We start from the raw sequence: 21,666 nt of genomic DNA, 5'->3' as shown, positions 1-21,666 counted from the left end.
CTCAGTACAAGTTCGCAATTAAAAAACTTAGATGCAGCAAAGCTTTCAGGGTTTATGTCTGGATCAGATTTTTCGTGAAATGGAATCAGACCGAAGATCCAAGCGGTCGCCAGAACGTAAGGATTTAGCGCTGAAACTCTACCTTCTGCCCTCAGCAAGAGAACTTCTGCCTTTCTTGTTCAATTCGTTCTGCAATGAGCGTGAACATAACAGGGTAAGCGCCGCATCAATAGTTATCAGTTAAGAAAATCGTCTGTGATAACTGTTCATTGATGGGAGCAGTCGGGGTCAGCACAATTCGCAATACAACTCTTGGAGAGGCTGCGCCCTTCTCTTCGGAGACGCTACCGCGAACGACACAGCTCAGGACAAGCTCAGTACAAGTTCGCTTTTTCGCCCATGACGCGACGCAGGAGCGTCGCTATCGCGGACTCGCTTTGCGCGTCGCTAACGCAATTAATGCCCCAGGATAAATCCGCTTGCTCTGAACCAAGCAAGGTTTAAAATTTATCTATCCATAAATGAATTTACTTCCTCTGTACCATCAAGGAATAATTGGTCAAACTCCTTTGAGAGTTACTGTGATAACTGTTCACTGATTTAATTGCGATCGCGTAACCGCAACTCGTATTTGTTGTATATGGAGGTGTTTTTCGGTTCATCCTGAGAGTTATCCCATGCCACGACTACTTGCTCACCTAAATCCTGGACAACTTTTCCTTTCGCTATATATAAGGGATGATTTGGATCAGCATGGCAAACAATGGAACCAACTTGAATCGTTAAAGGAACATTCGCTTCGGATTGCAGGGCAGAAATCAGTTCTTTTTCTGAGGTAGTAAGTTCAGCCCAGTAGTCTGCTTTTATCACCTCGTATTTCTGTGCCACAGCCCAAAAGTCAAGCCATGTAAACTCAATACGTGCAAGTACTTGCCTAATTTCCCTAATAGCCACAGGTAATAGTTGTAATTGCTCCGTCCTGATTGCGATCGCTGACTGTGTGGGACTAGTACCCAAAATGAGAGCCGCCGCCTCAAGAGCTTGAGTATTGTTCATAGCAACGCTTAGGTTTTTCAGTGCCATGCCCATGAGGCGTAGACATTCAGTCGCATTTTCTTTGGGTGGTTCAAGAGCAAGAGTTCGCAAATCAATGGTTTTTTCTAACGCTTCTTTTACCTGCTTGTTCAAAACTTTGGTAGCCTGTTGGGTCATGGTATTCCCCCACTGCTGTTGAGGGCGCTCAACTAGTGCGTGTTCTAATTCTTGGATACGTTGGTGGAGTTGCTGATTCTCAATATCGAGCTTTCTCAACCCTTCCATTTCATCTAATCGTTGCTGCAACTGGATATTCTGCTCCTTTTGCTGGTTGTACAGTTGTTGCAAGGATTGGATTTGCTCACTTACTTGAGCTTCGGCTCTAGCTGACACTTCTGCTTGTAGTCCAATTCTCAATTCCTGCTCTAGGCGCTCTAACTCAAGCTTGTGTTGCTCTTTGAGTGCTGCTAAAGCTTCGGCATATTCTTGAGGATATGTACGCTCAGTCGATTCGGACACAATTGCGGCATCCAAATCAGTGTTGTTTACCAGCAGCCTTTCACCATCGCTGAAGGTGACAATCTGCTGCGAATTATTCGGAGCCGAAGCCTCAATTACTCCTGATTCTCCATAACGGGGATGTGATGGTGATGAAATTGTGATGACATTTTTGGGAACCAATGGTTCCTGATGGAATGGCTTTCTTACTCTTGGCAAGGGAGCAACAATATTAGCCGCAGCTGCGAAATCTGATTCGCTAGGCTCTGGGTTTGATTCTAAAGCCAGTCTTATCGCAGCAATAAGTTTTTCTGGTTCTTTGGCTAACCTCAAAAGAGGACGGGCTTGGCGCTCATTTTTAATCTGTGACCCCAACTCCCCTGCTGCAACAATAACTTTTGATGCTCCTAAGAGTTGATTTATACGCCGATAGCCGCCATATATATGCAATTCGCCTTGGCAATATTCTGAGAAGTTTTTGTACCCAGCGATTCTGTACATCTGCTCGTCATGCATGAGGCGAATTTGTTCTACTGCTTGCAGCTCAAATCGATCTATGGTAGCGAAGGTGTCTTTGATACTGCTGTTGAGATCATCGTAATGAAGTTCTGATTTGGTTTCTCTATCTAGTGTCAGCATATTTCTCTCCCGTCATTATCATAAGGAGAGAGGCTTGAAACAAATTTTGATGTCACCTTAATCCCGACACTAAGGTGTATTGGGCATAAGTCATTTTTCACGATATTTTCCCCTGATAACTTGGTTGACAAGCTTCAGAGGGGGTTGTATCAGTTATCAGTCAACAGTTGACAGTTATCAAGGACTGTAAATTCCAATTGATAACTGATAACTGTTACTCGCGCTGCTACTGCTTTTAACTACAAAATTCGGGATATTTATTAATTAAATTTAACATTTCCCAAACTTGAAGAATTTTAATAGCCAAAATTTGCCACCAAAAATTCGACGTTCTGGTAACAACCCCTGTACAATAGGGGAAGCAGCGCGGATAAACTCAGTCGGACATTTTTAGTGGTAATCTTAGTCGCCAAACTTTAACGACCACTGATTTTGTTCCTTCGAGATCAACCCCGCTCTGAGGTTATATGAAATTTAAGCCACGCACGAAGCGCTACTCCTTAGTGGCGCTTTGTGCGTTAAATTCTCGTAGTGTTGTATTTTCACCTTCATACCTCCTATCAATTAGCTTGATTTTACATAACTTGTCGTCTTTCCGTATGTAGCCAGATTCTGCAACTTTGTGTTTGACTCCTCCATATTTATCAGTATTGGTTCCAGCTTACCCTAGTTGGGTAATCACTTTTTCAAGAAGCAGCACCGAAGGCAGAGGTTGTTTCTGACTTGGGCTTGCGAAAAGAAAACTTGTATGCTAGGTTCTTCTAACATGAACCCATGCTCAGTTGACTGACTAAGTTTGCCAGCGATCGCTGCTACCAATTGTGGGTAATTACTGGTTACATTAGTCAGTTTCTTGTAAATCTTTGGTTTAACTGTGATTGCTGTGATGCGTCCGTCACAGTCTACGTCAAACTGCTGCCAAGCATTCTCTACGATCTTGGGTTGTGGCAGTTCATTGATTTTAATTGTGATTTCTAATTTGCCTGCAATCATAGCTACCTCTGTTAAAATGTGAGCGCTAATTCTGGTGAAGCATTAGATGTATGCACCAGTCCTGGTATATTTTTCCTAATATATTTTTTGACTATAGGTTGAAGAGTAAAACTACTTTCTTCAGAAGCAGAATCCTTAATAGTTTCAATTAAAAACTGCTTTTCCAACCCTTCTAATGCTGTAATTAAATCTGATATTGATAACGATATTGATTCCTTTTGATTCAAGCCATTTAATAAGCTAGTAAGTTTAACAGGTTTTGAGTTTAAAGTTAACTCTTCTGCTAGATAAATCATAATTTGTTGTTGAATTTTACTTAATAAGTAACCAAAGGCTTTATCAAGCATTGCTTGAAATTGGCTACTGAAAAGCGTAGTTCTATTTTCAAAAAACTTTTGAACACTTCCGCCAAAAAAGTGGTGAATTCTGGTAACTACCGTCTTTAGCTCTAAAGGATTACCGTAGTAAATTTTAATTAATTCGTTGCATTTCTCTTCGTCATCCAATCCTTGATCAAATAGAAGTTGCATTGCAGGATCAGTCTCTAAACCTTTTATTTTTAGATATTGAATAGGACGTCCTGCTATTATAAGATCCTCAAATTCATCAGGAAAGACTCTATTAGTTAAGAGCAAGCAACTTTGATCCATTTCCTCTATTAATCTGCGAAAAAATAGTTTGTACTCTAGGTGTTGCTCTAAATTAGTTGTTTCAAACAAGGAATCAGATTCATCCAATACCAAAAGACATCGGCGCGATTGCATCTGCTCGATCAATGCTGAAACCATTGCTTGAGTAAATCTAGGTGAGTCTAGCTTAGGCTCTAAAGGTTGGATTACCTCTATTAGCTCGGCTATAAAGTCTTGAAACAGTGGTGCATGGGCAACTGATTTCCAAATTATGCAATCAAATTTGGGTTTTGATTCTACACTAATATCTTGTATTAGCTTTGCAGCTAATGCAGTTTTACCAATGCCTGCTACCCCTACTAACGATACGCAGCGTTGCTTTATTATTAATTCTTTTAAGCAAGATAATTCTCCTGCACGTCCATAAAAACTTGATATCTCAGGAGGTTTACTTCCTAGAATTTGTATCCAATTTTTGACAGGGGAGCTTTTCTCTTCACTAGTAAAAGCAGATTGAGCATAATACTCTTGTGCAACTTGCTCTAAAAAATTCCGTACATTCTTTTTAGTAACTCGCTTGCCATTTCCAATTGTTTTTGTGAGTATATCCCATAACCGAGTAGCTACGCCTCGTTGTAAGTAATTGACGCTATAAGCTGAATTTTCTGCTATCTCTACAAACTCACGGTTATGCCACGCTCCCCTCATAATAAGTATCTCTGGTTGAGATAAGTATCTACCTCTTTTGGCAAGCACTAAATCATTAACTATTACTAAAGTTTCATCAAAACTTACTGTCACAGAAGAGTGTTTTTGCCCTAAAAGCTCTTGTTTCTTTGAAGCAAGGGGAGAATAGACTGGTGATTTTAGTATCTGGACAGCATTAGAATCCATAGTTATACTCATTCTGTTGTTCAAGCGATCAAGCGACCAACCCCATACGCTTTTTCTCAATGCAGCCGCCAACCATTAGTATCAAATATAACTCAGTAATACTTGATTTATCTACTTAATAGCTGTTTGCTCCAAACAAATAATAACTCAAGTCACCAATTATGCAAAGGGGACGAAAGATAGAGTAGAATCATTACTTACGTGCATCTTGAAAAAGTAGTTAATAAAACTACTGCCGTCACTAGATCGTAACCGTTCAGGGGGTAGAAGTGTGATCGTTAAAAAAGGCCATGACTTGCAATGAATGCGGGGCTATGACTCGTGCAACATTACGCTTAGATGTGAACCCAAGTGGTTATGGAGTAAGAGTAGTGGCTCTTGTTGCATTGTTGTTGCTTCTCGTGGTTGTAAAACTGCGCCTTCTTTGCTTCCAGAAGTTACTACTTGTTCTGATGATACTGAGTTATTGAAAGCTGCTTAATTTTATTAGTTTATTTTGGGGGCTGTTTTTCCTCTTTTTTGCACCCCCTGAACGCTTACACTAGATCACAGTAGCAGTTATCAAATGAATTACTTTAAATGCTGCTGTTAAATTACCACCAATACACAAATATTAACAACTTTCCTAGTTATTCTTTATTAATAAGATAGAAACTATACTTTCTTTATTGAAAATGACTACTCAAAATTTTAAATCTTCACTTACATTATCGTTGATAGGAAGAAAGACTAGATTTAGGGTAGGTAGTTTATATCTGGCTATCCTCCTGCGAATGTGAGTTACTGTATAAATCCCCTATGCGAGCAACGTCAAAATCCTAAAGACATTGAAGAATGTCTTTTTTGTGGTACTTCGCTGCTAATTAATAACCGTATCCGCTTGATTAAGCCATTAAGACCGCTAAATGAAAATCCATTCAGCTATACTGAAGTTTTTGAAGTGGAGGACGCTGGTACTCAATGGAATCCCGTCCGCAAGCAGCGAGTCATGAAAGTTCTGAAATTGAACTCGCCGAAACTGGTTGAGTTAATCGAGCGGGAATCTCTTAGTTTACGGCTAATCCATCATTCAAATATTCCCAAAAGTACCTTAGATGACTTTTTCACTTTTGTTCCTGTCAATAGTTCTTTAACCTTACATTGCTTGGTTATGGATAAAATCGAGGGACAGAATTTAGAGCAATGGATAGAATCTAATGGGCGTATTTTGCAATCTAAAGCATTAGAATGGCTAAAAGAATTAGTTGAAATTCTTGCCGCAGTACACCGTGCTAATTTTTTTCATAGAGATATTAAACCTTCTAATATAATTCTCCAGTCAAATGGTCAATTAGCGTTAGTGGATTTTGGTGTAGCACGGCGAGTGACTAGTACTTACTTAGCTAAAATAAGCGGAAGTGGAGGAGACAGCACGTCTAGAGGAGGAAAATATGAAATTACATCTGTTGGCACACCTCGTTACTCTCCGCCAGAACAAACTGATGGACAGGCAGTACCGCAATCAGATTTTTATGCTTTGGGTCGTACTTTTGTCCATCTACTTACTGCAATTCAACTAATCGATTTACCTACGGATAAACAGACAGGAAGATTAATATGGAGAAACAAAGCACCGCAAATTGACAAACCTTTTGCTGATTTTATTGATGAGTTGACGGCTCCTTTACCAGGGCAACGTCCGCAAAGTACTGAAGTTATCCTGCAACGGTTAAAAATACTTCCTCAGCAAAATAAAATTTATAGAGTAACGAAGTCTAAAACGTTCAGAGTCAGCGCAGTAATTGGATTTATGATTTTGACAGTCCTTGTGACTTTCAAAGTATTATTACCACTAAGAGCTAAATATTTACTGTCTCAAGGGGAGAAGGCTGAGGCAGCAAATAATTTTCAGACCGCACAAGAGTTTTTTGACTCAGCTATAAAAATTAATCCTCAAGCCAGATACACAATTTCCAAATTTTATTTTGAAAAAGGACTTCGTAGTACGAAGAGTCTAGAATTAGCTAAAAGATACTATGAATTAGCAATTAAATATAATGACACAAATGTAGAATCATATAATAATTTAGGCATTGTGTGTAAACAATTACAAGATTCTCAGTGTGTAATAGATAGTTATGAAAAGGCTTTTAAGTTAACCTCTGATAATTGGGAAGGGCATTATGGATTGGGAACTTACTACGATGAACGAATGAAATATGATTTAGCGGAGCAACAATACCAGTTAGCCATAAAAATTAATAGACAAGCGATAATTGCTATCAATAATTTATCTAGAGTAAAAATTCTACAAGGTGATTATAATACAGCAATTTCTCTCGCCCAACAAGGACTACAAAAAACTACAAATTCCAGATGGCAAGCAGTTTTGTATAAAAATTTAGGTTGGGCAAAATTTGAACAGAAGAAATATAGCGAGGCGAAGCGATATTTAGAGAAAGCGAAAGAATTAGATATCCAAAGAACATCTACCCACTGTTTGCTGGCAAAAGTGCAGGGAGTTTTAGGTGATTTTGATAACTCTTGGCTTTCCTGGGAAGCCTGTTTGCTAACTGAATCTAGAGAACCAGAGGTTTTCATCTGGCGAGCCGAAATAATAGAAAGAATTAGACAAAAAGCTCCTAATTTAATTGAAGATTAAGCTTCTTGAATTTAATAGGTTTCAATAGTAACAAAATATTATTCAAACTTAAAAGTCTAAACACCTTTTTTTATCTCTTTAATTCTTGTATGCTATTAACTTACATATAGCTATATAAAATTTTTGATGCTGAGTACACACAGACAAAAGAACAAAATTGGGAGAAAAATCTACATCTTCCAAATTTTAGTAGTTGCCTCAACGATACTTCTTCTCGGTTGGAGTAATGCGTGGGGTCAGGGAAAGCCAGAAGCAAAACGTAGGTGTAAGGTTATTGGTCGAGTTACTAGCGTGAGCGATGTTCGCTGGCGAGTAAATAGCTTATTGTGTTCAGGAGATCGCATTACTCCAATGAATGGACGAACAGTTAATACTTTATGTTACTTGAACGGAGAATTTCTAGATTTTAAACAAAGTAGCATTTTCGATATTGAAGATAAATGTAGGCTACCGCACGACAGAGTAAGGCTATGTACGGGATTGAACCCAACTGAATGTGACGGCATTAAAGGCCCAACAAATGTACCAATGCTAATTAGTCCCTATGGCAGTTCAATGTTGAGTACCAGACCTGTAATTTCTTGGTATGCTGTACCTCAAGCTACTAGTTACACAGTAGTTGTTAGCGGTTATGAGTTTTACTGGGAGAAGACAGTAGATAAAACTATTACTGCACTACCCTATCCAAAAGAACAAAAAGAATTGCAATTTTTTAATACTTATAAATTTACCGTCCTTGCTAATGTAGGCGATACTCCCATTAGTTCCTCTGAAACGTTAGTAGTTAGTGTTTTGAGGCAAGAAGAACAAGATGCTTTCGCAGAAAGGATAAAGCAGATTAAAGAATTAAATTTACCTCCAGATGAAGCTGCAATATGGGATTTAGATGCTGTGTTTATGGCAAGAAATCTTTTAAATGAAACGATTGAGTCATTGAAAGCAAGAGTGGCAGCAGGAAGCCAAAACCCGACGAGCTTGTAGTTTTATAGCTATTGGAGCGTTTGTTGTGTTATTTACCTGTTGGTAATAGTCAAGCGATATTAACGCATTTTTCTGAATTTTAGTAACAGTGTCTTTTTGGAACAATAGTTCTCCTATCCACCTATACTCTACGATCGAACGTTCATACATTGACTGTTTAGTATCTCCCAATGAGAGAAGAATTGAACTAATATCTGCATTGAGTGTCATCTGTTGAGCCATTGACAAAGTTTCTTTTAAAACTATTTCTGATTCATCTAACTTACCGAGCAAACGTAAAATATCTCCCAAGTTTTGTAATCCTAACAAATTTACTGGGGTTGGTTTAACTTGATAGATTGCAGTATAAAGTGCTTTTTTGCTAGATTTATCAGGCGCATTAAGTGTTGGAAAATATCTCCAAGTATCCATTTTTAAAGCTGATAAAAGCACATCGCAAGCATTAAGATACAAGCCTAACCCTTGTAGCGCAAGATTCTGGTTGATTAAATTTCCAGCAATGCCTTCATCGAAGTGGAGTTGACGATAAATGTTAGTGGCTTCTTTCCAAGCCTCCAGCGCCTCCAAATACTTACCTTGATTTAATAGCTCATGCCCCTTTTCAGTCAAAAGTTCTGCTTGTTCGGTGATTTTATTGACATTTTGAGCCATCAGCCGAGATGGTTTGCTGACTGCAATAAGGAAACCTGCAACACTGCAAAATAAATATCTACGTCTAGTAATTTTCACTTATCGCTCTGGTTTATGGAAATAATTTGGATGTAGAATTTATAGCAAAGCAAGCACTTTTAGGCAACTGTGAAGCAACAGCAGCAACCTGATTGCTAGACGCTAATAAATTGACTTCCCCTGATGGTTCTATCAACACTGATTGTGCTTCTACAATTGGTTTAATTTCATTATTTGGTAAGCTTTGTTTGTCTAAATTGTTAGAAGTTGGGGCTATAGCAGCAGAATTAGCGTGCCATCCACTATTGTTAGATACTTGGGTTTTATAACTACGTGGGAGATTACCAGTTCCAATAATTACAAACTTACTAGCTGCGTTGCGGGAATTTCCTTGGCAAGCTGAAATAATCTCAGGAGGTAATTGAATTGTTTCTGCTACTGCTTTAGGAGGTACAATATTATCGTTTAAAATGTTAAATTGGACATTGCCATTAATTCCTAACTCGGAACTGGCTGTAAATTGGCTGTCACGAGAAGCAAAAAATCCTTGAGAATTAATCTGAATGTTACCACCACGTCCCTTATAAGCATCAGCTGTAATCCGACTATTTTCCAAAACATTTATAATATCTGCATTGGTAGTAATGTTACCCCCATTCCCGATACCACCTGCGGTTGCAGAAATAAAGCTGTTGTCATATAAATTCAAAACTTTAGTTCGCAAATTGATATTACCACCTTGACCATTTTTAGTTGAAGCAGTTATTCCTGCTTGATTATCTAAGCTAATAGAATTTGCAATAACTGTCACTATCCCAGCATTTTTTGTACTATCATTTCTAACTTCAACTTGAGCATTATTTTCTAAATTTAAGTTTCCTGTTTTGATAAAAATGTTTCCAGACAAAGCATCAGATGGTTGCTTGAGATTGTATATGTAGCTTACAAAAGGGTCGCCAGTACCTACAGAGGAAGTTATTTTGCTACGGTTTAAAGAAGGATTAACTGAACTTGAACCATTAATATTAACAGATTCAAGGGCATTAATATTTACAGTACCAGAATTACCACTTTTTAGCCCCGATGCTGCAATTCCAGCTCCGTTTTCAACAATCAATCGTCTTGTATTAATACTTAGATCACCAGCATCACCAGCAGAAACGGAGAGAGAGGTTATATTGCTTGCCGAAAAAGTAGGAATAGGTGGTGTTCCGTAAGCTAGTAACACGAAGTTAGGATGACCACCGGAAATTTTTAAAAGCTCAGAAGCATTTACAGTTACCTTACCTCCTCTGCCATCACCAAAAGTCAAAGATTCTAAGCTTCCTCCATCTTCAATTAATAATTCTTTGGTCGATAATATTACATCGCCTGCGTTCCCAGAACCGTAAGTTATAGTCCCTAACGCAGAAGCAACTCCAGAACTTTCATTAACTGCTACACTACGAATTACTACTTTTTCGGAAGCATCTATAGTTAAATTTCCACTATTACCATTACCAAAAGTTAGAGGAGTAATTATTTCTGAGTCTTGAGCAATTATTTTTGATGCTGAAATGATAATATCCGCTCCTCTGCCAGAATTAGTTGAAGTAATAATACCTCGATTAATTCTTGTCGCACTGAGAAAAGGTTGTATATTAAAAGATGTTATTCCTGTTAAATCTAAAGTGTCAGTTGCCTTTACACGTATAGCTCCTGAACTAAAAGTTCCGAGATTTGCAATCAAAGCTAATGAACCATCTGTAAAATTTATATTTTTACCTTGAACAGAAATATATCCTGGCAGAAAACCACTAGCGTCCAACAAAGATTGCTTAATGAAATTAATATTTTTAAAGCCATTTATTCCTTTGTAATCTAAATTTAAACCCGAATTATTAAAAGTAAAATTAACTATCCCAGTGTCAACAGCACCTATTTCAACTTGTCCAGAAGGAGCAGTTACTAGTCCACCATCAAATAAAACATCACCTCCTATTAGAGCTAAAGTTTTACCAGGTTGTGAACGCAGACCATTTTGACTTTCTCCTGCTCCTAATAAGGTAATTGAAGCAGCTACCTGATTACCGTATATAACCTGGCTGTGTCCAGGACCCTGGACATTAATTGATCCTGATGAATTACCACCATACTCTAACCCTATAGGAACATTCACACTTAATAGTGGAGTGTTCTCAAGAGTTTTAGCGCTAAATTGAATGTCATTAGGAAAATTGATGCTGTTGGCAGTACTGGCTATAAAAGAACCACCAATAATTAGATGTGCATTGTGACCAAAGAAAATTCCATTGGGGTTAATAAAGAATAAATTTGCACTCCCATTAGCCTTAATTAATCCATCAATTTTCGAGGCGGAACCACCTGTTACACGAGTAATAATATTTTTAATATTTACAGGATTATTGAAAAAAGCAGTGTCTCCAGTAAGAACAGAAAACTGGTCAAAGCTGTGGTATAAATTGCTTCCTGCCTGACTTCCCCCTTCGATTATATTGTTCCTTCCTTCAGGGGTAACAAGCGAATTAACAGGTAGTGTTTTGTCTGGAACTATTTGGGCTGAAACAGAAAGAATAGGTAAATAAAAAGGATGAAATATCAAAATAGATACCATTAAGTTACGGATAGAAAAAATGTTCATAATCAAGTTTAAAGCCTATTAATGGCAGTTATGAAAAATTAGCATATAAAGCTACTAATTATATGATAAAATATTTTTTGTAAATTTAAAATATATTTTTATGTATCTACCTGATGGCCCAAAAACCTCACCTTTATTACAGAATATTCAGTTTTTACTTCGCCCATTAGAGACTTTAGATGCCTGGTCTGAGGACTATGGTAGTGTTTTTAGACTTAGAGGAAACGAACTTCCTGCTCTTATTTACTTTAGCAGTCCAGAAGCCATTCAAAAAATTTTTACATCCTCTCTAGAGGATCTTAGTTCTATTCAAAATAGTGATTTTATGAAACTATTATTAGGAGAAAATTCTATTATTTTTCTTGGCAATGAACGCCATCAACATCAAAGACGAATGTTATTGCCTCCTTTTCATTCAGAACGAATGCGTCTGTATAGTCAGGTTATTTGTGAGATTACTGAAGAAGTAATAAGCCAGTTAGCTCCCGGAAAGTTTTTTGTAGTTCACTCAGTCATGAAGGAAATTTCTTTGCGTGTCATCCTTAATGTTGTGTTTGGATTGCAAACGGGTAAATATTACAATAAACTGCGAGAGATGCTTAACTCGCTGTTTGAGCTTTTTGATAATCCTTTGAGTTCTATTTTTATGCTATTGTTCTCTAGAGTTCAAAAGGATTCGGGAATATGGAGTCCACAGGCAAATTTAATGCATCAAATAGAGCAGTTAGATCAAGTGGTGTATACTCTGATTGCTGAACGGGCAATACAAAATAATTCTCCCTATAAAGACATTCTGAGTATGCTTATGGAGGCACAGGACGAGTTTGGTAAATCAATGACAGACATTGAGCTTCGTGATTGCTTATTGACATTAATATTCGCTGGATACGAAACTACTGCATCTGCTATTTCTTGGGCATTGTACTGGAGTCACTACTTGCCAGAAGTTCAAAGAAGCCTTTTATCTGAACTTAACTGTTTCGCCTCTACTAAAGATAAGAGCGAAATTTCTCGGCTACCTTATCTCAGCGCAGTTTGCTCTGAAACATTGCGTCTTTATCCAATTGCCTTAAATGCCTTTACACGGGTTGTACAAAAGCCTATGGAGATTGGAGGTTATCAGCTTGAACCTCAAACAATTGTGAATGTTTCAATTTACTTAGCTCATCAAAGAAAAGAAGTATACCCAGAACCCAAACGTTTTAATCCCGAACGCTTTTTGGAGCGTCAATTTTCTCCTTACGAATACTTGCCTTTTGGTGGTGGCAATCACCGATGTGTTGGCGCAGCTTTAGCGCAGCTTGAGATTAAACTCGTATTGGCAACTATGCTGTCGCGTTTGAAATTAAGGTTAATTACGACCTCTCCTATTAAGCCTATTCGACGTGGAATTCTTATGGTACCTCCTAGTAATTTTGAAATGGTAGTAACTGGAGTGCGTTAATAGAATCTAAATTTATTTCTTTAGGAATATCTTTATTTGTGCATTCAACCAAATCAGGATGTAAACTTTTAACGTCTTTAAAATAACTATGAAGGTTGCTATTGTGTTTCATTTCAGATGTAGAAGTAAATCAATAGGTCTGATTAAAAACCGTAACTTTAGCCAAGATTAATTTTGGAGAATTTAAGGGATGTGTGTGGATCAAGCTTAAAAATTATTGTATTGGAAATAAAAATACAGTCCATTTTCCTGCCATGTTTGATCTGGCTGGTCAACAGATACAAGAGGAATGCCGTAGTCAATACGAGCGGTAAAGTTGACATCCTGCGACCATCGTAATCCCAGTCCAATGGAAGCAAGAGTATTAGGGCTATTGGTGTTAGCAGTTGTGCTTACTGAATTATTCCAGACTACACCAAAATCAGTAAATGGAATAAGTTGCAACATCCCGTTTATCTTAGGTATGCGAAGTACTGGAATTTGTACCTCAGCCGAAGCGAAAATACCATTATCAGCTAGCAGTAAATCTTGACGATAGCCACGTACACTTTCAATTCCACCCAGACTAAACTGTTCTAAAGGTACAAGGGATCTAGTCGCTAATTGAGTATTGAAACCAAATAATAGTAAGGTGTCAGGAGCTAATAATCTTAACCACTGCGCTTGCCCTTGCCAAGAAAAAAAACGACTATCAGGAGCATCTTGATTAACTGTGGCATTAAATGCATCTACCCCCAAGTTAAATTGCGATCGCACTGCAAAGACTTGAGTACTGCCACGAGTAATCCATTCTTGAAAAAATCGCAATGCGGATACTCTGGTCTTTCCTTGGTCGTTAGCTCCTAATTGAGGAAAAGGAATTTGTTTTCCTAGTGGAGCATAATCGGCCTCGCTTTCTCGTCGAGAGGCAGTTAAACCCAAAGTCAATTCTTCAGTAGGGGATTGAAATATTGGTTGGCGCAATATTAGTTCATAATATCGGGAAGCAGATTTGATATTTAAGGTATCGAAAGGATGTTCGATAACACTGCTGTTGCCAGTTCCATAGTTAAAAGAGAGGGTTCCGTTTTTGGGATTGAGGGGTAGCGTGTAACTGCCATAAAAAAAGTTGCTAGCATCAGTATTGCTGTAACCGACACTTAAACTATCTCCTAGTCCCAGTAAGTTAGCTTCATTTAGTTGTATTCGGCGCTGGAAACTGCCAACACTAGGGGATCGTCCATTGTCAAGAATTACTTGGGTACTAAAGGTTTTTGCCTCAACAACTTCTACAACTAGCTTAATCTGCTCAGGAAGATTCCCAGGTTGTAAATTAGCAGATAAGTTTTGAATTAAAGGATTGAGCTTTAACAGTTGCAATGACTTTAGCAAACGCTGTTGATTGAGAGGGCCATTGTTTGCTGCTGCTATACGACTACGAATATAACTCTTGTTTAAGCGTTGTGTACCTTTGATTTCGATATCCCTGAGCTTAGTTTCGACAATTTGAATCTTAACGATACCAGACCGGATTTTTTGAGGTGGAATATAAGCACCACACAAAATGTAGTCTTTACTGATGTAGAGATCAGTAATTTTCTGTCGTGCCTGATACAAATCATTGAGTGTGATCGGGCGATTGATGAATTCTTCAAGAAGTTTATCTAGCTCAATTTGACTAAAAACTGTGCCATCAAGAATTTCAAACCGTTTCACGATGAAAGTTTCTTTAGTTGCGTCAGGAAACTGCTCTTCAGGATTAGGACTTAAGTTAGAAGGCGGGAGTATTTGTTGAGGTGGAGGCAATCGCTGTGGTTGTGGTGTTGGCAGAGGGGCAGTCGAAGGTGGTTGGATATCTCTAGGGATAACTTGAGGGATTGTAGGAGGGCGTGCTGGAACCTGTGCTTTTAATGGTTTGTAAACTATACTGTTAAGTAATACAAATAGTCCCAGAGCAGAAATTTTTCTAGGGAAGTTAGCGGTCATTAATGGGGAACATCAATCGGGAACTTATCAAAATAGAATACACTCGTTAGTCCTCATAATTCAATAGAAAAAATTCTTCTTCCACTGCTTCCAAGTAGTTGTTGAAACACGACATGAAAAATGATTCCGACGCATTGCTGCGGAGCAATATTTGCTTTGCTGATGTATTCTTCATGTCTGACCAATCTAAAAATTGATTCTTTTTATAAGAAAAAACTCTCACAAGAGGAAAGTCTACGCCAGTGAAGATCGGGGTTATGAGAGGTTGTTTGAAAAGGGTCAGCTTGAGCCTCAAGTGGAACTCAGGGGCACGATCTCAAATCCCAAAACTCCTATTCTCTCGTAGCAATTTCTCGGTAGCCAGGGTAGTGAAACACATGCTGGAAGACTTTTCAAACATCCTCTGACATTGAACTTAAGCAATGTGAGAGTAAATATCAAGAAAAAACCCTATTGGCTCTCGGCAGTACCCCAATCTTGCCCAAGAAGATTGTCGTTTTCAGGGATATATTTAATCTCTGTACCTGAATGTGGGCATCAAAAGACAAAAATATTTTATAACCAGCAAATAACATGATATCTTAATTAAGATTTCAGTTAATGCCTGTTTGCCTTGGCGGAAGTTGTGGTAATTTCCCAGCCGACTCCAGGCTTAGGGAGTTCCTTGGGCAGAAAGAAAATAACTGATGGGGCCTTTTGGTTGTCTGTTTGCCCTGCGATATTTGTCAGTAGTGCTCCCGCCAGAACTCGTACCAACACAGATAATGGAGAGCGTTAACAGTGCAAGTAAAACAGGGTATTCTTCAATCCTCGTCTTCATCCTCATAATCGAAATCATCATCGCCATGTTCTTCATACCACTTTCTTTCTTCCTCCAAAGCGATTTCTCTTGAGATCCTTTTTCTTTCTAGGGCTTCCCTTTCAAGATTGTCTCTTTCAAGATTTTCTCTTTCTATTCGTTCTCTTTCTATTCGTTCTCTCTCTCTTGTTTCTCTTTCTACCCTGTCTCTTTCAAGCTGAATTAATCGCCGCTCCACTTGCCCACAGTAGAAATCCAAAGCCTTGCCTGTCGTTGCTCCGGTAATTGCGCCACCAGCTAAAAAGACGAGGGCAGTTTTCCAGCCCTGAATGGGATTACCGCTCCACTCCAAAGTACCTTCATTGATCCACACAAGTAGAAAGTAGACAAAAATTCCAACAACTGTATTGATTAGTGCAAAAACTCTCGGTGTCATCTCGGTTTGACGAAGTATCAGCCACTGTGAAGAAGTGAGAATCACACCAAAGATGAAAGCAGCAATTCCAGACAGAATCAGATTACCTGGGAAAGTGAAGGGATCTACTGTCAAGTTAATGATTAGTGGCACAGTAACCAGAGCAGAGAGCAAAAAGCCGATAAATAAGCTAGCGCTAATCGCAAGAAACCAGTAGCGACCGAGATAACCCAGGCGTAATTCTAACAAAGACTCTTGTACTCCAAATAAAGTCATCCAAAAGGCAATATTTGCTGTCAAATAATCAAGCATTAGTCAGTTGTCAGTTGTCAGTTGTCAGTTATCAGTCAGAAACCGCGATAACAGATAATTGATAACTGTTGACTGATTTAAAGAGGGTAATTTCTAGAATAAGCTGAAATTGAGTCAGGAGTCAGAATTGAATCAGTGAACAGTGAACAGTTATCTTTTCGTGCAGTAAAACTGGTAACTGATAACTGTTGAATGGCACGCTTGTGAAGCTGAAGGGTAGGCAGGGTAGGGATTGCACTTGTGCAGAAGTCCTTGAGGGGCACAGAGAGGGGAATTTCTATCTGTTGGGAACCAATGGTTCCTAGAATCCAGTTAACTCTCGGTTATGTAGCTTATCTGTTGGGAACTAATGGTTCCTAGAATCTAGCTAACTCTTGGTTGTGCAGCTTATTTGTTGGGAACCAATGGTTCTTATCGTATATAGGGGACAATCAGTTGAGCCATGTAATGAAAGTAATGATATGCCCCGATTGCCAATCGCAACAGTTATCCAAAAACGGGCATCGTCGGGGTAAACAATGCTATCGCTGCAAGGATTGTGGAGTCTGCCTCAACGCCGATCGCTCGTAGGGTACTCAGAAGAGGAATACACGGGTTAAAACAATTTTTCACTTCCGGTTTATAGCGATCGCCTGATTGAATTTTAAATTCGCCAACAAGAACGGGGGATGAAAGCAATTTGCAATACTTCGGCTGCGCCCTTCTCCTTCAAAGACGCTACCGCGAACGACTACGCTCAGGAAAAGCTCAGTACAAGCTCGCTTTTTCGCCCATTCGCTTTTTGATCAAGCCCGACACAACGGGCAGAGGGTTTCTATCTACCTTGGGATACAAGAACTGTTTCTCTGACGAGACGCTAGCGCGTAGCTTGCTTGGACGTAGGAGTACGCGCCACTTGCAGGCGTTAGCGCGTAGCGGGACGCAGTACGGTTTTAAACATAAAGCTTTTTTCCTAAATGCAAAGTTTTATTAAAAAACTTGCAAAAATACAGATTTTATGAGTTTTGTTTCGTGATCTCTGATTTTGTTGATGCGGAGTATTGTCTATACTCTGTTATGACTTAAATAAGCAATACTTTACTAAGCAATCGCTACACATAATAAAAAACAAATTATATATTATTTACCAAGTTATCTAAAGCTGACTTAGCTACTGATTCCGCCCGTGACGATGTGATTTTCTGGTAGCGCAAGGTAGTTTGGATATTTTCATGCCCCATCAGCGCCCGTAGCTCCTCAATCGCCATTAGTCCAACCCGTTCAGTGGCAAAGGTATGCCGCAGGTCATGCAGCCGAATGCCTTTCAAATCATGGCTTTGGTTAATTACTTTTCGCCAGTCTGCCAGAACTGCTTCATAACTTACTGGCGTTATAACTTTGGTCGTTGGGTGCTGGGCGGTAAATAATGCCCTAGATGCGAAGTGGCGATAATATTTGATATAGTCTTGTAAAGCAATTTCTGCATCTTTACTATAAAAACACCAGCGTTGTTTGTTACCTTTACCTACAACTTGAAACTTGCGTTGCTCCATATTTATGTGTGCTAACTCTAAGGAGAGTAATTCTCCAATCCTGGCTCCACTCCGATGCAGCAAGCGGACTATCGTCTCCAGTCTGGCATTAGATTTTTTTACTAAGTGATATAAAATATCTAGCTGTGATGGCGTGAGATAGCGTATTACTTCGTCTGTCTTGTGTTCTCCCCGTTCTCGTTCTGGTTTCCTCCGATTTAAACGGCTGGCTGGGTTGGATTGAATGTAGCCTTCATCTACAGCAAAGTTAAACAGAGCGCTGATTATCGCTTGATGACGATTATGGGTTGTGTAGTTTAAATCATCTAAGCTTTGGAGATAATCCTTAAGTAGTTGACGGTCTACTAATTCTACAGGTGTTTTGCCGTGTTCTTTGAGCAAAGATAGTAGCGTTTGCTCGTAAGATTTAAGTGTACTAATAGCTAGTCCATCTCGTGAGAGGAATGCTGTAGCAACTTGTGCTAATGTAGTTGTCATATTTTACTATTTTTTAGGTTATAAGCAGTGTACGATTTCAAAAAAAATATTTAAGTAAAATAAATAAACACATATTTTAATACATACTTTATCATGGACAATACCCCTCAACCCCAAGAATCGCTGGCAGAGTACGTTAAAAGAATACGCACCAGCCTTTCATTAAGTCAAACTGAACTGGCGCTAAAAGCCGGAATTCATCTTCAAAGTTTAGGTAAGATTGAACGAGGGATGACGACTAAGCTTAATAGCAAAAGTCAGCGTGGGTTAGCAATTGCATTGCAGGTTCCATCTGAGTACCTGGATGCGGTTGTCCGTGGGGTTGCTCTTGGGACATCAGATGTGATCAAATTTTGTCCCCACTGTTGGCAGCCTGGAACAACACTTGAAGATATTTGGTTGTCGCCACGCTCCAAGTTCTGTTTTCTGTGCGGGACTGGGTTACGTAATAGTTGTGCCAGGTGTAACGAACCGATTACGTCGGTGAAATTCCGCTTCTGTCCTTACTGTGGTTTTCCCTATAAGGAGTCTGTTAATTCTGATGTGGCTTGAAAATTTTTAAAATCATTATCCGTAAAGGGAACTATTGATACAGCAATTGACGCAGTTGTGCGCCTTTAATAAAACCCATGCCCAACATGGGAGCAACGGTCGCATCCAACCAGGCTACTCTTGAAGTACACTTTTAACATTTATGGCTATTCCGGCAGCAGAGTTAAAGATCGGGCAATCGGTGAAGTATCTGATCGGTACTCGAAGCGGCATGAGCGCGGCAATAACCGATATCAGCAAATCATCTATTAGTCTCAAAAATACTCATATTGTTACTTTAACCTTTGATGACGATTCATTGCCAAACCACTTAAAAACACAGCAACTAACTGTATACAACGAATTGCTAATTGGTTGTGAACTAATCACATTTTAAAAAGTAGTGTCTTTAAGAGTGGTTTATGATAATCTTCAAAAGTGCCGACCAATGGTCGGCAAATTCCAATAGCGATCAACCAACGACAATTGCGAAATTTGGCACAAGCAGACTTGAAACCTGCTGTATAAGCAGATGTTACGTACACCACAAGAGAAATATATTCTTTTGCGCCTATCTTCGCCCTGGTATCACCCACAAAAATCATCCACCCGGATATCCCGCCAAATGTCAGAAATCTGCCAGCCAGAGTTGCCCACAGATTGTACTGGAGGATTGTCAAAGAATGGAATATAGTCAGGAATTCTAGGCTCTGGAGCGATTACTGGTTTTTCTTCAACCACAGGAGCTGTATATTTGACAGTATTAGCTTCTTGAAGTTGGTCTTCTGCTTCTTCAATTAACTTCATCTGTCTCAGGGTAAGCTTGTCGGATTTTTTGATGATCTTCTTGGTATCTATATGATTAAAAGTATTCATTGGCTGTTCCCTCAAAGGCATTGGCTTAAAATTTGGATGGCTAAAGTTGGGGAAGGTAGGTATTAATAATTTGCACAGAATTAACAAGGTACACCAAATCTATGGGAAATACGAGTCCCTTATTGAAGAATTTATTAATTGTGTACAAATTTGTTTTCGGGTAGATGCCCCAGCATAATCTGTTGCACAGATGCAAGTATTAAGCGATCGCTTCTTTCCTCATGACTGTACTTCAAGATTGTTTTGCGTTTTTGACTCCTAATAAGCAGATAATGGATGGTTAATAGTTCTCGCTGTGGAGGAACAGCGTTGAAAAACTTATCAGGTGAGAAAGGAAAAATCCTGGTAGTAGATGACGAAGCCAGCATCCGCCGGATTTTACAGACGCGTCTTGAGATGATTGGCTACAGTGTAGTTACAGCTAGTGATGGCGAAGAAGCTTTGTCAGCCTTTCATCGAGAAACTCCTGACTTAATAGTTTTGGATGTAATGATGCCAAAACTAGATGGTTATGGTGTCTGTCAAGAATTACGGAAAGAGTCAGATGTGCCAATTATTATGCTCACAGCTTTAGGAGATGTAGCAGACCGAATCACTGGACTGGAGCTAGGTGCTGATGACTATATGGCGAAACCTTTCTCACCCAAGGAACTAGAAGCTCGAATTGCCTGTGTACTAAAACGGCGCTCCCACAAAACCAGTATCAATATTATTTCTAACTCTCTTATAATCCATGTGGGCAATCTCAAAATCGATGCAAGTAAGCGGCAAGTTCATAAAAATGAGCAACGCATTCGGTTGACAGGTGTGGAGTTTAGCTTATTAGAGTTGTTAGTGAATCATTCGGGAAAGATTTTTTCAAGGGTTGAAATATTACAGCAATTGTGGGGCTTTGTACCAGAGATGAATACAGACACCCGTGTGGTAGATGTGCATATTTCACGATTGCGGACAAAGGTAGAATCCGATCCCAACGACCCAGAATTCATTATTACAGCAAGAGGTAGCGGTTATTTTTTCCCACGAATTATTGATTCAGAGCAGGATTGAAGAAGAAATTATCAGTCAAAATGTTGAAAATTTTAGAAACAACACCCAATCGACTTGTCATCAAGGAAGAAAGAAGAAATTTTGATGCCAAAATAATAGTCCTTTTTATTTATGTTGCTATTTACTTTTTATTAATCTCTACATTAAAAAAATGGACAATATTTGGTCTGAGTCAAAAAGCTGTGGAATCAATATATCAGATCGTAGCTTCTCCTGCGCTTTATTATTTTAGTTCCATAGCACTAATTATTTGTGGGTGCTTTCTATTCGCTATGACGATTGCAGACTTTCATCTCCCAGTTAGAACTATTATCTTTGACTGTAATAGTCATCTTTTAACAATCAAGTATACCTATCTGTTCTGGCATTATAAGAAAGACTATTTTCTCAATGAAATTGAATCAATTCAGTGGTTTCCAGAGACAATTTACGCGGGCTCATCGGGCATATTACCCGTTCAAGTTTTAAAACTCATTCGTAGGAAACCAAATGGCAAGACGCATCTAATACGGCTCTACAAGACTGTACATGCTGAACTCCAAGAAATAAGTACTGTAGTCGATGTTATTCATCTATTCCTTCTGGGTCTTAGAGGGTGTTTATAAATAAAAAATAAAGAGCACCATAGTAATTCCCCCAGGACAG

17 protein-coding genes and 1 pseudogene are annotated in these 21,666 nt (G+C 38.9%); 9 read left to right on the top strand and 9 right to left on the bottom strand.

The window, feature by feature from the left end; genetic code table 11:
- Positions 1-600 precede the first annotated feature (600 nt).
- The 3 genes from HWQ23_RS05230 to HWQ23_RS05220 all read right to left on the bottom strand — a co-directional run bounded on the left by HWQ23_RS05230 (position 601) and on the right by HWQ23_RS05220 (position 4,688).
- Positions 601-2,172 (bottom strand): hypothetical protein, encoded by a 1,572-nt coding sequence (locus tag HWQ23_RS05230; RefSeq protein WP_292824567.1) that lies wholly within the window; start codon positions 2,170-2,172, stop codon positions 601-603.
- A 678-nt stretch (positions 2,173-2,850) separates the two neighbouring features.
- Entirely contained in the window at positions 2,851-3,165 is a 315-nt protein-coding gene (locus tag HWQ23_RS05225) for a fertility inhibition FinO-like protein (RefSeq protein WP_292824564.1), read from the bottom strand.
- An 11-nt stretch (positions 3,166-3,176) separates the two neighbouring features.
- Positions 3,177-4,688, bottom strand: a complete 1,512-nt coding sequence (locus HWQ23_RS05220) for a helix-turn-helix domain-containing protein (RefSeq protein ID WP_292824561.1) — start codon at positions 4,686-4,688, stop codon at positions 3,177-3,179.
- 775 nt (positions 4,689-5,463) lie between these two features.
- On the opposite strand from HWQ23_RS05220, the pseudogene HWQ23_RS33380 reads away from it, so the two are divergent.
- The 3 genes and pseudogenes from HWQ23_RS33380 to HWQ23_RS05210 all read left to right on the top strand — a co-directional run.
- Positions 5,464-5,535, top strand: a pseudogene (locus HWQ23_RS33380) (4-Cys prefix domain-containing protein); the annotation flags it as partial.
- A 141-nt stretch (positions 5,536-5,676) separates the two neighbouring features.
- Positions 5,677-7,329 carry a protein kinase domain-containing protein gene (locus tag HWQ23_RS05215; protein WP_292824626.1) on the top strand — a complete coding sequence of 551 codons (1,653 nt, stop codon included), beginning with the start codon at positions 5,677-5,679 and terminating at the stop codon, positions 7,327-7,329.
- Positions 7,330-7,455: 126 nt separating this feature from the next.
- Positions 7,456-8,310, top strand: a complete 855-nt coding sequence (locus HWQ23_RS05210; protein WP_292824558.1) for a hypothetical protein — start codon at positions 7,456-7,458, stop codon at positions 8,308-8,310.
- Here HWQ23_RS05210 and HWQ23_RS05205 read toward each other — a convergent pair.
- A complete protein-coding gene (locus HWQ23_RS05205; RefSeq protein ID WP_292824555.1) occupies positions 8,260-9,039 on the bottom strand; it encodes a tetratricopeptide repeat protein in 780 nt (259 codons plus the stop codon). The two genes, HWQ23_RS05210 and HWQ23_RS05205, sit on opposite strands and share 51 nt — an antisense overlap.
- Positions 9,040-9,052: 13 nt before the next feature.
- Complete coding sequence (locus tag HWQ23_RS05200) at positions 9,053-11,620, bottom strand: two-partner secretion domain-containing protein (protein ID WP_292824552.1); 2,568 nt, start codon at positions 11,618-11,620, stop codon at positions 9,053-9,055.
- A gap of 100 nt (positions 11,621-11,720) precedes the next feature.
- Between HWQ23_RS05200 and HWQ23_RS05195 the strand changes: the two genes are divergently transcribed.
- Positions 11,721-13,064 (top strand): cytochrome P450, encoded by a 1,344-nt coding sequence (locus tag HWQ23_RS05195; RefSeq protein ID WP_292824549.1) that lies wholly within the window; start codon positions 11,721-11,723, stop codon positions 13,062-13,064.
- 207 nt (positions 13,065-13,271) lie between these two features.
- Here HWQ23_RS05195 and HWQ23_RS05190 read toward each other — a convergent pair whose 3' ends face one another.
- Positions 13,272-15,029 (bottom strand): ShlB/FhaC/HecB family hemolysin secretion/activation protein, encoded by a 1,758-nt coding sequence (locus HWQ23_RS05190; protein WP_292824546.1) that lies wholly within the window; start codon positions 15,027-15,029, stop codon positions 13,272-13,274.
- A gap of 803 nt (positions 15,030-15,832) precedes the next feature.
- Positions 15,833-16,555, bottom strand: coding sequence for a hypothetical protein (locus tag HWQ23_RS05185; RefSeq protein ID WP_292824543.1), 723 nt, complete (start codon positions 16,553-16,555; stop codon positions 15,833-15,835).
- Between the two features lie 447 nt (positions 16,556-17,002).
- Between HWQ23_RS05185 and HWQ23_RS33580 the strand changes: the two genes are divergently transcribed.
- Positions 17,003-17,125, top strand: a complete 123-nt coding sequence (locus tag HWQ23_RS33580) for a transposase-like zinc-binding domain-containing protein (protein WP_472850384.1) — start codon at positions 17,003-17,005, stop codon at positions 17,123-17,125.
- A gap of 542 nt (positions 17,126-17,667) precedes the next feature.
- Here HWQ23_RS33580 and HWQ23_RS05175 read toward each other — a convergent pair.
- Positions 17,668-18,564 carry a tyrosine-type recombinase/integrase gene (locus HWQ23_RS05175; protein ID WP_292824537.1) on the bottom strand — a complete coding sequence of 299 codons (897 nt, stop codon included), beginning with the start codon at positions 18,562-18,564 and terminating at the stop codon, positions 17,668-17,670.
- 93 nt (positions 18,565-18,657) lie between these two features.
- Between HWQ23_RS05175 and HWQ23_RS05170 the strand changes: the two genes are divergently transcribed.
- Complete coding sequence (locus tag HWQ23_RS05170; RefSeq protein WP_292824534.1) at positions 18,658-19,116, top strand: double zinc ribbon domain-containing protein; 459 nt, start codon at positions 18,658-18,660, stop codon at positions 19,114-19,116.
- A gap of 142 nt (positions 19,117-19,258) precedes the next feature.
- Positions 19,259-19,492, top strand: a complete 234-nt coding sequence (locus tag HWQ23_RS05165) for a hypothetical protein (protein ID WP_292824531.1) — start codon at positions 19,259-19,261, stop codon at positions 19,490-19,492.
- 191 nt (positions 19,493-19,683) lie between these two features.
- Here HWQ23_RS05165 and HWQ23_RS05160 read toward each other — a convergent pair whose 3' ends face one another.
- Entirely contained in the window at positions 19,684-19,971 is a 288-nt protein-coding gene (locus HWQ23_RS05160; RefSeq protein WP_292824528.1) for a hypothetical protein, read from the bottom strand.
- Between the two features lie 276 nt (positions 19,972-20,247).
- On the opposite strand from HWQ23_RS05160, the gene rpaB reads away from it, so the two are divergent.
- Positions 20,248-21,021, top strand: coding sequence for a response regulator transcription factor RpaB (rpaB, locus tag HWQ23_RS05155; RefSeq protein WP_292824525.1), 774 nt, complete (start codon positions 20,248-20,250; stop codon positions 21,019-21,021).
- Positions 21,018-21,626, top strand: a complete 609-nt coding sequence (locus HWQ23_RS05150; protein ID WP_292824522.1) for a hypothetical protein — start codon at positions 21,018-21,020, stop codon at positions 21,624-21,626. Before rpaB ends, HWQ23_RS05150 begins: the two co-directional genes overlap by 4 nt.
- Positions 21,627-21,666 lie beyond the last annotated feature (40 nt).

Source organism: Nostoc sp. JL33, assembly GCF_017114985.1.
Classification (GTDB): domain Bacteria; phylum Cyanobacteriota; class Cyanobacteriia; order Cyanobacteriales; family Nostocaceae; genus Nostoc.
Note: the sequence above shows the minus strand (reverse complement) of the source record. Positions and strands in the feature narration are given on the sequence as shown.